Genomic DNA, 12,179 nt, shown 5'->3' with positions numbered 1-12,179 from the left:
TTTTCCTCCCATACTCTTTTGTTTTTTATCTGCTCCTTATAACAAACTATTTTCCGCAGCATTTTTTGTACTTCTTTCCACTTCCACAAGGACAAGGTTCATTTCTTCCTATTTTCTTATCCTTCACTATTATCTTAGAGCTTCTATATTCTTTTGTAATTTCTTTTTTCTTTTCTTTAGTTAGTAATTCATCCCAATGAGGTAATTCATAAAGCCATGGTGCTTTAGCATCTAGCATATTAAAATACAGTTTTTCAAAGTCAATTTCAATTTCCAATTCGCTATATTCCTCTATGTTCTCCATGTCAACAGGATTTATCAAGCTTGTATTTATACCATCTAAAAAGCCTACAAATGTAACTACATCTAGATTAAACTTTTCTGATAGTTCTACCAGCTTCCCTTTTAATGTACTGTTTTTGCTCTCTAAAATTTTAGCATACACATTTTTTTCTTTCTCTAAGTATTCATTCCAAAATCTATTATATTCTTTTTCATCTCTTTCTTCATAGGCAATTTCTGTCCAACTTTCATATAGGCTCACACTTCTTCCTCCTCACAATTAGTGCTTATGGCACTAGTCAATAATGCAACTAGTACCATAACCAATTTGTTTTTTGTTAGAATTCTGCTGAATTCACTGTTCTAGGGAAAGGAATTACATCTCTAATATTGCTCATCCCTGTCATATACATAATAGCTCTTTCAAATCCTAATCCAAAACCAGCATGTTTAGTACCGCCATATTTTCTTAAATCTAAATACCACCAATAATCCTTACTGTCAAGATCTAATTCTTCCATTCGTTTTTTCAAAATTTCTAGTCTTTCTTCTCTCTGACTTCCACCAATTATCTCTCCAATACCTGGCACTAATAAATCCATTGCTGCAACAGTTTTATCATCGTCATTTAATCTCATATAAAAAGCCTTGATATCTTTTGGATAATTAGTTACAAATACAGGTTTCTTAAATACTTCCTCTGTTAAATATCTTTCGTGCTCTGTCTGAAGGTCGCATCCCCATCCAACAGGATATTCGAACCTATCTTTAACTTTTTCTAGTATTTCAATTGCTTCTGTGTAAGTAATAATTCCAAAGTCAGAATTTACTATATTGTTAAGTCTATCAATTAGACCTTTATCAATAAAGGAATTGAAAAATTCCATTTCTTCTGGAGCATTTTCCATAACATATTTAATAATATATTTAAGCATATCTTCAGCCAACTTCATATCATCTTTTAAATCTGCAAAAGCTATTTCTGGCTCAATCATCCAAAATTCTGCTGCGTGTCTAGCTGTATTTGAATTTTCTGCTCTAAAGGTAGGACCAAAAGTATAAACATTTCTAAATGCTAAAGCATAGCTTTCAGCTTCAAGCTGACCACTTACAGTCAGATTTGTCTCCTTGCCAAAAAAGTCTTGTTCATAATCAACCTTTCCATCCTTATCCTTAGGTATATTTAACAGGTCAAGAGTAGAAACTCTAAACATTTCTCCTGCTCCTTCAGCATCGCTTCCAGTAATAATAGGTGTATGCACATAAACAAACCCTCTATCTTGAAAGAACTTATGAATTGCATAAGCCGCTAAGGATCTTACTCTAAATACTGCAGAAAAAGTATTGCTTCTTGGTCTTAAATGAGCAATAGTTCTTAAATATTCCATACTGTGCCTCTTCTTTTGTAGTGGAAAATCCGTAGTAGATGCTCCTTCTAATTCAATTTTATCAGCTTTTATCTCAAAAGGCTGTTTTGCATTTGGTGTTTCAACCAATACTCCTTCAATTATTAAAGCAGAGCTTATTGCAAACTTTGATACTTCTTCGAAGTTTGGTAAGGTTTCATCATATACTATTTGGACGTTTTTAAAGAAACTACCATCATTTATTTCAATAAATCCAAAAGACTTAGAGTTTCTGATAGTTCTTACCCATCCAGCTACTTTAATTGTTTTGCCTAAATATTCATGTTGCTGTCTAAAAATATCTTTTACTAAAGTATAGCTCATAATACTTCCTCCTTCTAATTATTTATTTGAGTGATTTTATATTCAAATAAAAATAATTTAAGCAATAAAAAAAGCCTATCCTCCCTTACAGGGACGAAAGGCTGTATTCCGCGGTACCACCCTAATTATCACATAATGTGACCAACTCTTCAACAGTACTATTTAATACTGCTCGCTATTAACAGTGCGACTCCGTCTAAGCCTACTCTTTCACAATTTCGGTTAGAGACTCTGAGATGTTCTTCAATATAGATTTCGTACTAACATTCCACCACAGTTAGCTCTCTATAACTACCTTCTATATCTACTCTTCTCTTCATAGTCTTTATTTGTTTTATTTACCAGTATTATAATATTTAACAACCCTTTTGTCAAATATTATTTGTTAATAATTAATTTTCCAAAACAATATTAGCAAAAAAGTTTATTTTTATACCTAAGTTAAACTTTTCATTATTGTTTCTAATAACTGTACCACATAAAAATACTTTTGAATATAATTCAATAAGAATATTTATTATTAAAGTAACCTTGAACACATATAATTATACTAGTTTTGTTAAAAGGGGATATGAATAATGAAAATACTTGATTTTGATGTTACATTATGGGAAAAAATTAAGCTTCCTGTTTCAAAACTCTATAGTGATAAACCTAGAAATCCAGTAAATAAAAAAATAATCATAAAACGCTCTAAACATAATACAATGAAAAGCAAAGATAATATGACTAAGAATAATAAAATCAAAAGCAATGGTATATCAATAATAACAATAGTTAATAGTGATAAATCAATAGATGTAGTATTTTCAAACTATAAGAAACAATACTATTTGAAAAAGGAAATGCTAATAGCTATAAATAGTAGTACTTGTGATGTTGAAAAATGGTTGTTTTATTCAAGAAAATATTCAATGGTAAGAGTATACTACCTGGACAATTTGACTCAAGAAGAATGTATAAAATACTGTATTGAGCGCTCCATATACAAGAGATTACTCTTTTTCTAAAATATAAAAGGCTTCTATTGAACATTATAAGATACTTTTTTGAAATCTATATAGGAAAGTTCATATTTATAAAAGCAATAAAGTAAGAACTTTCCATATATATTATAAAAAATGTGTTATAATCCAATTGTAGACAAGTGACAATATATATTTTCTATATTATTTTGACAGAATAGAGTCTATCCTATCTAATATTACTTTATCAATATTTTCATCAAATTTTCTAGCAAAAAGACATCTTGATTTAAGTAGTGATGGATAATCTAATATAGAAAAAACCTTGGGATGAGGAGGGTTTTTTATCCAATCAAGTTTTATTTTATCTATATTTGACCAGTCAATATATCTTAGATTATTATTAACTACATTTTTTGAGAACTTAGAGTTCATTATTATAGTTTGAAATATTTGCTCATCTGAGAATCTTGTATATCTATAGAAATTAATTACTTCTCTATTAGCATCAACATAATCTAATACATATTTGACACATTCTCTAGTCAATGACCACCATTGAGAGCCATGGTAAGGTTTCATGTTTTTAATGAATTCCCTTTTTACTCCCATTGATTTCATTTCGGTTTCATATTGATCTTTTTTCATTACTTCATTATCATAATCATAATAATACTCAATCCTATCCATGCCTCCATTTATTAACTCCTTAGTTGGAAAAGGATCAAAGTGTATAAACTCTTTACCTTTTCTTTCCTCAAAAAAGTTTATTATTTCATTATTTTTTTTAATAGGATAATCTTGTCCGCTAAGTAAAGAAATATATTCAACATCCTTATTATTTATCATTTCTTTAAGCCCATTTATTGTTGCCTCAACAAGGCTAAATGCTCCCCAATTAGCTGAAACCCTATTATTTACAAAGTGAACTCCTTCCTTCATATTAATAGCTTTAGTAAAATCTGAAATATCTACTTTTTTATCTACGTGAATGTAAATAAAGGAACCACTAAAACAGAGTCTATCAACAAGTCTTCCTAATTGTTCAGGATTTTTATGTGCAAGTATTAGATAACCAATATTCATTAGAACACCTCAAAATCATATGATAGCATTGCCTTATAGTTATTATATGCATTGCTTATAATAGTGCTTATTTGCTTTACACTATTTCATTTTTAACATACTTATATCTCTTGCATATTATATATAAATATGTATTGGGATAATATTTGTTTCGAATTATAACGAGGTGATAGCTTGAAAAATCCAGTCAATAAATCGTATAAAAAGCTCATAAATATTTCAACTGATGTTAAAAAAAATAACAGTCCTAAATATAATAATTCTATTACAAATAAAACAAGTAATGGTGTTTCCGTAATAACATGCACTCATATGTATTGCTATATGAATAATATTATTAAAAATTACATTAGACAACAATATCCAGAAAAAGAACTGATTATTATTTTAAATAGTAATAAATTAAGGCTTAATGAATGGAAGTATAAAGTGAGAAATTTTAAAAACATTAGAGTGTTTCAATTAAATGAAAGTGTTACTGTAGGCTCTTGTATGAATTTTGCTGTTGAAAAGAGTAGATACAACTATATAGCAAACTTTGACCATGACGATTATTATGGCAAAAATTATTTATATGACTACATGAAGATAGCTGAAAACAAAGATGCAGGTTTATTTGGTAAGAAAACTCAGTTTGTTTTTTTTGAAAAAAATAGTATTCTAGCCCTTAGAAATCCTAGAAACGAAAATAAATATGTGGATTTTATTGATGGTCCAACTGTATTTTTCAAAAAAAGTATATTTAAAAAAGTACATTACATTGACTCTGATAAAGCAGATAAACAACTATCTTATGATTGCAATAAAGTAGGAATCAAAATATATTCAATAAATAAAGAAAACTTTTGTTATATTCGGAGAGCATCAAAAGATATGCATACCTGGAAAATCGAGGATAATGATTTTATGGCTCTTCCATTTACTATTATTGGAAAAATAAAAAATTACAAACAGTTCGTAAATAAAGAAAGATAAAACTATGTCACTATCATTAGATAGTGACTTATTCACTATACCTTCCAATCTATCAAAGACTCTACTGCATTTATGTCAAAGGTTGGTATATTAAGCTCTTTATTTACTTTGTACCTCTCACTAAAAGAATCGTCTATAAAAATGGAATTTAGCTCATTAATAAAATCTGATTTTTCTTCTCCTTTTTCAATTTGAATAATATTATCAAATAATTCCCTTATCCTAAATCTTGAAAGAAGCTTCAATACATCTCCTTCATGTTTAGTTAGTAAATATATTTTTTTCTCATTATTTAAACACTGATATAGAAATAATACTATTAACGAATTAATTTTATTTTCAAATATTAAACAATCATCTAGGTCTACGTATACATTTTCATAATAATAGCTTAATTCATATTTGCATGTAAGTGATCTATCCATTTGCAATTTTCCTGGATTTTTTATAAGCTTTATATCAATACCAAGTCTATCATAAAGGCTTAAAATCGGAAGATTTATCCCAAAATTTCTGTATAATCCCATTGATCCTGCTACTCTTGGCCCTATTTCGAGTAAAGTTAATTCTTCTTTTTTGTTTTCCTTAACCTGAAAAAACCACACGCCTCTCAAATTCAGGTTATCATTTATTTGTTTTGCCATAGTATTAAATCTAGCATCTATAGTAGGTGAAGTATCAACACTAATACCATTATATATTCTCTTTCTTTCTCTTCCTCCAACAAATATCAAATTGGAATATCTATCCGTGAAGCAATCAACTGTAAATTCTCTACCTGGTAAATATTCTAGAATTAAAAGAGTCTTATCAAGATTTCTATAAAATCCAACTTCTTCCAAGGATTTAGCCAAATACGTCCCCTTGGAGCCTTGGCCTATATCAGGTTTTAGAAATACTGGATACTCTATATTCTTGTCGAATTCTTTATACATTTTAGGTACATTTATTTTATTTTTAAACACTTCATATGTTCTGCTTTTTGATCTGCACAACTTACATGTTTCATGAGTAGGAGAAATAACTATTGCTCCTAGCTTATCTTGGTATTCAGAAAGCTTCAATACTACACTATCATGAGCAGGAAATACAAAATCAATTTTATATTCTAAAATTATCTTTTGTAGTTCTTCTATGAAGCTTTTATCATCTATATATGAATTCATTTCAATATAATTCTTAAATACATATTTCCCGTGATTTGAATACTGACTAGAAGCACCGAACAATTCAAAATCCCTTGAATATGAAAGTGATCTGTTAATTTCTAAACCTGTTTCAGATCCACATGGAAATACTAAAACTCTTCTTTTCATTATCACTCCTCCATTAAATGAATTCGCAATAAATACTAGACTATTGATACTCTATTATTTTCTAGATATTCTAAAAGCTAGTATTAATCAGTTTACATATAAACTCAATATCCTTATCTTCTAAGTTGTTATATAAAGGTAGGCATAGGATTCTTCTTGAAATATTCTCTGCTATAGGCAAGTTGTAGGTACTGCTGGTAGATATTTTTAGATTATTTAACGACGGATAAAAATACCTTCTCGGGAAAATGCTATTTTTATTTAACTTATCTAGAACCGATAAGAGAATAGTTTCATCTGAAAATATCACTGGCATATAACTATAATTATATTGCTCAGTATTTATCTTTTGAAATTTAATGTTTTTATTATTTGATAGTAGCTTCTTATATATATTATATTTATCTTTTCTTTTTTTTCTAATTTCTTCGATGTATTTTAGCGATGCTAGCCCCATGGCAGCATGTAGTTCTGACATTTTCGCATTTATGCCAATATCAGTAACCTGGCCATTTTCATTAAATCCGAAGTTCCTTATTTGCCTAATCCTTTCAGCTAATTCCTTAGATTGAGTTATACAGGCACCACCTTCTACTGTATTAAAAAACTTTACTGCATGAAAGCTTACTACTGAAATATCTCCATAGTCTAATATCGATTTATCCTCATAATCTACAAATAAAGAATGAGCTGCATCGTATATGACCTTTAAATTATGTTTTTTTGATATGTTATTTATCGATTTGACATCACAGGGATTGCTAAAAACATGTACACCTAATATTGCAGAAGTTTTTCTTGTTATTTTAGGTTCAATTTTGTCTGAATCAATGTTAAGCGTTTCAGGATCTATATCAACAAATATTGGTGTACAGTTTTGCCATATAATAGATGAGCAAGTTGCAATAAAAGTGAACGGGGTAGTAATTATTTCTCCTACTAAGTCAAGAGCTTTTATTGCAATTTGAATCCCTAGTGTCCCATTAGCTACTGCAATTAGATTACTTAACTTTAGGATGCTGGATAATTCTTTTTCTAATCGTTTCACTAACTCCCCATTATTAGTAACAATTCCACTTTCCCATATTTTCTTTAAATATATTATGTACTCTTCTATTGGTGGAAGAAAAGGCTTAGTAACATATATATTTTTTCCCATATTAGCACCTGCCTTATATTAAAAAATTACACTTAGTAAAAAATTCCTTTATTTATAATATTTTAAATATAAAGTTATGTTACAAAATAATATAATTAATCACTAAATTCTCATTTATTGTTTTATTCCAAAGAAAGGCTTATTAAAATTAATATTAATAAATATAATATGCACACTATTAATAGCTAAGCATATGATAATATTGAAAAGCTTTTGTACCTTGACACTCTAAAAATTTACTCCCTAAGTTTTAGAGCAGAAAAGAAAACATCTGGGCTAGAACCCAGATGTTTTAGTGAAGCAGCTGTTATACATGATTTTTTATTCATAATTAGATGGGCAAGTAGTGCCTCCTGTTGCTCCTATAGCTACTTGACGTTTTTGTAATATCTTTAATGTTATGAATATAACCATTTTTTCTTCAATGTTCTTAAATATTCTTTCTTCAAATGGAACTGTTACCTTATGAGGCTTAGTTGGATTTAGAAACTCATCAAACTCAACGATTCTGCTACTAATTAGTTCACAGAAAGGTAGTTCGTTGAAAAACTCAGTTGTTGTTTGATTAAACTCAGAAAGATCACCAGATAATAACTTATCTTTATCTGCAAACTCTGGTCCAAATAGATCTCTTTGTCTGAAATACTGGAATTCTGATTCTGACCTGTTTCTAATACGAGCAGGAGCTATTCCATTAAATTTAACTGGTGTTGTAAATTTAAATGGTACATCTATTGTGCAATGCTTAATATCGCCACATATTCCTTTAGCATTTGAACAGCCAAGTGTAGCAAATTCAATATTCTTTCTGACAAAACCTTTTACAAATAGCATGTTAGTGTCTTGTAATAGTAAACATTGAGTAATCTTTAGATGCTTTTTAATATTTTTAATTTCTATAGCTGGCTCAGGTAGTTCGATAATAGAATCCACATTTACTTGTACTGTAAGCTCAGCTAAGACAACTGGTATCTTTGCTACTACTCCACTTACAATAGGTGCTAAGTCCACAGGATAGTTTTCAGCGTCAACTAGTGTTGTAGATGTAACATCTGTACATACTGATTTTCCAGGCTTACATACACTATTAGTTTCTTGTTTGCCATAGTTTACCTTTGATCCATATTGATTATTGTCTTGATAAGACATTAGTTTACCTCCTTAATACTATTTTCAGGTATGAGACTTATTTTCCTAGTCCCATTTCCTAGTACATAGTATTCAGGTGAATAATTTTCGTTACACTAGTTTTATAAATTATTATATTAACATTTGAAAAAGTTTCTTTTCCATTTAGTCTGTCTATTTTCATGATCAAGCTATTTTTATGGTGTCATAGGAATAGATACTATCTGGTTTTGCAGAATCCTAATTGTGATATATAAGATTCCTTCACCTTCTATTGCATAAATTCCCTTCCGTATAGACTCATTATCTGTACTTACTCTATTCTCTACAAATCTTTCAGCTTCTACTATTTTGCTACCAATAGCTTCGCAGTATGGTGCTTCGTTATAGTATTCAGTTACTATTTGATCAATATAATTAACATCCTCATATACTATTTCTTCGTTTTCTATTGTATCATTATTTAAATAATCACTCTTTCTAATACATTTAAATTCTTTTAATGTACTATTTATGGCTTTCTCTGGTTTAGTTATATTATATTCAAAAATGGTAGTACATTTAAAAGGAATATCAACTACTAGAGTTTCTACATCTCCATATGTTTCATTGTTTCTTAAAAAATTATTTACGTAATATTTAATATTCTTTCTTATGACACCTTTTATAAAGAGCACATCTGTATCTTGAATTAAAGTACATTGCTGAATTTTAATTCTTTTTATTATCTCTTTTATCTGAAATATAGACTCATCAAACTCAATTGAAGAGCTTATATTGATACGAACTGTAAAAGCCGCAAGAACAACAGGGATTTTTACCACTGCACCTGATGTTAGAGCTGTTATTTCCACCTTTTCATTAGGACAATTTTCTATAACTTTTTCTTCTTGCCAATTTACTTCTTCAAGTTCCTTATTGCCTAGCTCTTTTGACTCTTGTGATGTTGTATGTACGACATTTGGAGTCTCATATATTAATTTATGACCTTCTGGATATTCAGCTTTAACATTTACCATTATATTTCACCTCTTTCCATAGAAGCTAAATAATTAAAAATACTTTCTATATTTATAATATTCAATTATACTTATTAAGTTACAATTATTGCAAAAAAATAAATAAGGAACTATAGACCAGTTCCTTGTTCATTGTAAATTTATTTTTATAACAAACCTTCTAACCTTTCTTTTATAATTTTCTCATATCCATTTTCAGTTGGATTATAATATTTAATTCCTACAAGCTCATTAGGTAAATATTGCTGTGCAACAAATCCATTAGGATAATCATGAGGATACAAATAATCTTTGCTATTCCCTAATGAATCTTGAATATACTTATCCTCCATTTTTTTAGTAGTAGAATCTCTAAGATATGTAGGCACCTGTCCCATCTGACCCTTCTCAATATCTTCTAAAGCTTTATTAATTCCTAAATAACATGCATTACTTTTTGGAGCACATGCAACATATACCGCAGCCTGAGCAAGTGGAATCCTACCTTCAGGCATACCTATAGTATTTACTGCCTGAAATGCTGAAACGGCTAAAGTGAGAGCTTGTGGGTCAGCGTTACCTATGTCTTCTGAAGCACATATAATTATTCTTCTTGCAATAAATTTTGGATCTTCTCCTGCATATATCATTTTTGCAAGCCAGTATAAAGCAGCATCTGGATCTGAGCCTCTCATGCTCTTAATGAAAGCTGAAATAACATCATAATGCTCATCGCCATTCTTTTCATATCTTATTGCCCTTTTTTGAATACACTCTTCTATTACATTTATAGTGATTTTTATAATTCCCTCTTCATTGGGTGGTGTAGTTAATACTCCTAATTCTAAACCATTTAATGCGATTCTTGCATCTCCATTGCAAGCAATAGTTAAATGTTCAAGTGCATCACTTTCAATTTCAATATTAAATTCACCTAGCCCTTTGTCTTTATCTTTAATGGCCTTATCTAATATTATTTTAATGTGCTCGTTACTAAGAGGTTCAAGCTTAAAGACCATAGACCTAGAAATAAGTGCTTTATTTACTTCAAAAAAAGGATTTTCTGTTGTTGCACCAATCAATATTATAGTTCCATTTTCAACATATGGTAAAAGTGCATCTTGCTGACTTTTATTAAACCTATGGATCTCATCAATAAAAAGTATTGTCCTTTTATTATACATACCTAGTCTTTCTTTACTAATTTCTATAACCTCTCTAATATCTTTAATTCCTGATGTTACTGCATTTAATTGCTCAAAATATTTCTTGGTAGAATTAGCAATTATTTTAGCCAAAGTCGTTTTCCCAGTACCAGGTGGTCCATAAAAGATAATAGAGCTTAATTTGTCTGCAATAATTCCTCTATATAGAAGCTTTCCTTTCCCTACTATATGCTCCTGACCTATGAACTCTTCAAGTGTATTAGGACGCATTCTATTAGCAAGAGGTGCAGATTTTTTTAGGTTCATTTCAGCACTTATTTGAAATAAATCCATATACTTTCTCTCCTTTGTATATCTAGCTCAATTAATATTCTCTATAATATATAATTTTTAGTTGTAATTATCTACATAAGCAAATTACTTCTCTATGAATCCATATAAAAACTTAATATAGTTAATTTGTTCTTTAAGACCTTTATAAATGTCGGTTTTTCTTTCAACTGGTATTATTTCGTCCATTTTCTCTACAGATGCATGTGTAAATATCTGTTCTTCATTAATAGGATCGATATAGGCAATTTTGGCTTTTTTATTTGTTAACTCTTCAATTATTTCAATTGAATCATTTACACTTAAAGAAAATCCTCCACCTAGATTCATAATATCATATTTTTTATCATATTTTATCATCATTAAAATAACTTCGCAAATATCTTTTACATAGATAAAATCCCTTGACTGAGTTCCATCACCATATATTTTTATTTCTTCATTCATAAGTATATTCTTTATGAACTTATGAAAAGCCATGTCAGGTCTTTGGTGTGGTCCATAGACTGTAAAAAATCTAAGAATATCCACATCAATATTATATGAGCTCCCGTAATAATGACAAAGTGTTTCTCCCATTAGTTTCGATACTCCGTATAATGATATTGGTTTGGCATTATGAACCTCGGCCATAGGAATATGTTTACCATTTCCATATACTGTGGAAGAAGAAGCATAAATAAGCTTTTTTATTCCTTTATTCTTTATAGATTCTAATAATCTTTGCGTTGCTGTTATGTTATAAGTTATATACTCGTCAAAATTAACCTCGCTACATGCTGTTACTCCAGGTATATCTGCTAAATGAACTATGCACGTTATATTTAGTCCTTCAATTAATTTGCTTATGTTTGGATCTAATATATTATTTTCTAAAAAAATAAAATTAGGATTACCAGTGCAATTCCTAAGATGATAGTTTTTTATCCATTTAGGATAATTATTATAATAAGAATCTATACCCAATACTTGATGCCCAGTGTTTAATAACTGTTCGCACAGAATGCTGCCGATAAAACCTGCTGCACCTGTCACTATAATCAT

11 protein-coding genes and 1 other annotated feature are annotated in these 12,179 nt (G+C 29.2%); of the genes, 2 read left to right on the top strand and 9 right to left on the bottom strand.

The annotated features are described in order from the left end of the window. Positions 1 to 46 precede the first annotated feature (46 nt). Together ABV008_RS03920 and asnS are read right to left on the bottom strand one after the other, a co-directional pair. The gene (locus ABV008_RS03920) at positions 47 to 544 is read right to left on the bottom strand and encodes an SEC-C metal-binding domain-containing protein (RefSeq protein WP_352418510.1); all 498 of its coding nucleotides are present in this window, start codon (positions 542 to 544) and stop codon (positions 47 to 49) included. A 76-nt stretch (positions 545 to 620) separates the two neighbouring features. Beyond that, the gene (asnS, locus tag ABV008_RS03915) at positions 621 to 2,012 is read right to left on the bottom strand and encodes an asparagine--tRNA ligase (protein ID WP_352418509.1); all 1,392 of its coding nucleotides are present in this window, start codon (positions 2,010 to 2,012) and stop codon (positions 621 to 623) included. An 86-nt stretch (positions 2,013 to 2,098) separates the two neighbouring features. Next, positions 2,099 to 2,341 (bottom strand) — a binding site (T-box leader). A 249-nt stretch (positions 2,342 to 2,590) separates the two neighbouring features. Here asnS and ABV008_RS03910 point away from each other — a divergent pair. Further along, positions 2,591 to 3,022 carry a hypothetical protein gene (locus ABV008_RS03910; RefSeq protein WP_352418508.1) on the top strand — a complete coding sequence of 144 codons (432 nt, stop codon included), beginning with the start codon at positions 2,591 to 2,593 and terminating at the stop codon, positions 3,020 to 3,022. A 159-nt stretch (positions 3,023 to 3,181) separates the two neighbouring features. Here ABV008_RS03910 and ABV008_RS03905 read toward each other — a convergent pair whose 3' ends face one another. Then, positions 3,182 to 4,063: a beta-1,6-N-acetylglucosaminyltransferase gene (locus ABV008_RS03905; RefSeq protein WP_352418507.1), complete on the bottom strand. Its 882-nt coding sequence runs from the start codon at positions 4,061 to 4,063 to the stop codon at positions 3,182 to 3,184. Between the two features lie 264 nt (positions 4,064 to 4,327). Here ABV008_RS03905 and ABV008_RS03900 point away from each other — a divergent pair, with 264 nt between their 5' ends. Beyond that, positions 4,328 to 5,038: a glycosyltransferase family 2 protein gene (locus ABV008_RS03900; protein ID WP_352418557.1), complete on the top strand. Its 711-nt coding sequence runs from the start codon at positions 4,328 to 4,330 to the stop codon at positions 5,036 to 5,038. Between the two features lie 35 nt (positions 5,039 to 5,073). Here the strand turns inward: ABV008_RS03900 and ABV008_RS03895 are convergent, their stop codons facing one another. The 6 genes from ABV008_RS03895 to ABV008_RS03870 all read right to left on the bottom strand — a co-directional run bounded on the left by ABV008_RS03895 (position 5,074) and on the right by ABV008_RS03870 (position 12,179). After that, positions 5,074 to 6,354, bottom strand: coding sequence for an ATP-grasp domain-containing protein (locus ABV008_RS03895; protein WP_352418506.1), 1,281 nt, complete (start codon positions 6,352 to 6,354; stop codon positions 5,074 to 5,076). A gap of 70 nt (positions 6,355 to 6,424) precedes the next feature. Next, positions 6,425 to 7,513, bottom strand: a complete 1,089-nt coding sequence (locus ABV008_RS03890) for a DegT/DnrJ/EryC1/StrS family aminotransferase (RefSeq protein WP_352418505.1) — start codon at positions 7,511 to 7,513, stop codon at positions 6,425 to 6,427. Positions 7,514 to 7,834: 321 nt separating this feature from the next. Continuing rightward, positions 7,835 to 8,662, bottom strand: a complete 828-nt coding sequence (locus tag ABV008_RS03885) for a CsxC family protein (RefSeq protein WP_352418504.1) — start codon at positions 8,660 to 8,662, stop codon at positions 7,835 to 7,837. 176 nt (positions 8,663 to 8,838) lie between these two features. Continuing rightward, on the bottom strand, positions 8,839 to 9,660 hold the full coding sequence (locus ABV008_RS03880) for a CsxC family protein (RefSeq protein ID WP_352418503.1): 822 nt from the start codon (positions 9,658 to 9,660) through the stop codon (positions 8,839 to 8,841). 146 nt (positions 9,661 to 9,806) lie between these two features. Continuing rightward, positions 9,807 to 11,138: a replication-associated recombination protein A gene (locus tag ABV008_RS03875; protein ID WP_352418502.1), complete on the bottom strand. Its 1,332-nt coding sequence runs from the start codon at positions 11,136 to 11,138 to the stop codon at positions 9,807 to 9,809. 84 nt (positions 11,139 to 11,222) lie between these two features. After that, positions 11,223 to 12,179 (bottom strand): NAD-dependent epimerase/dehydratase family protein, encoded by a 957-nt coding sequence (locus tag ABV008_RS03870; RefSeq protein ID WP_352418501.1) that lies wholly within the window; start codon positions 12,177 to 12,179, stop codon positions 11,223 to 11,225.

Source organism: Proteiniborus sp. (assembly GCF_040308045.1).
Classification (GTDB): Bacteria; Bacillota; Clostridia; order Tissierellales; family Proteiniboraceae; genus Proteiniborus.
This window is presented reverse-complemented; position numbering and strand designations above follow the sequence as displayed.

Coding starts and splice junctions, on each gene's coding strand:
- asnS (WP_352418509.1), bottom strand. CDS start 2,012: ATGAGCTATACTTTAGTAAAAGATATTTTTAGACAGCAACATGAATAT.
- ABV008_RS03910 (WP_352418508.1), top strand. CDS start 2,591: ATGAAAATACTTGATTTTGATGTTACATTATGGGAAAAAATTAAGCTT.
- ABV008_RS03905 (WP_352418507.1), bottom strand. CDS start 4,063: ATGAATATTGGTTATCTAATACTTGCACATAAAAATCCTGAACAATTA.
- ABV008_RS03895 (WP_352418506.1), bottom strand. CDS start 6,354: ATGAAAAGAAGAGTTTTAGTATTTCCATGTGGATCTGAAACAGGTTTA.
- ABV008_RS03890 (WP_352418505.1), bottom strand. CDS start 7,513: ATGGGAAAAAATATATATGTTACTAAGCCTTTTCTTCCACCAATAGAA.
- ABV008_RS03885 (WP_352418504.1), bottom strand. CDS start 8,662: ATGTCTTATCAAGACAATAATCAATATGGATCAAAGGTAAACTATGGC.
- ABV008_RS03880 (WP_352418503.1), bottom strand. CDS start 9,660: ATGGTAAATGTTAAAGCTGAATATCCAGAAGGTCATAAATTAATATAT.
- ABV008_RS03875 (WP_352418502.1), bottom strand. CDS start 11,138: ATGGATTTATTTCAAATAAGTGCTGAAATGAACCTAAAAAAATCTGCA.
- ABV008_RS03870 (WP_352418501.1), bottom strand. CDS start 12,179: ATGATTATAGTGACAGGTGCAGCAGGTTTTATCGGCAGCATTCTGTGC.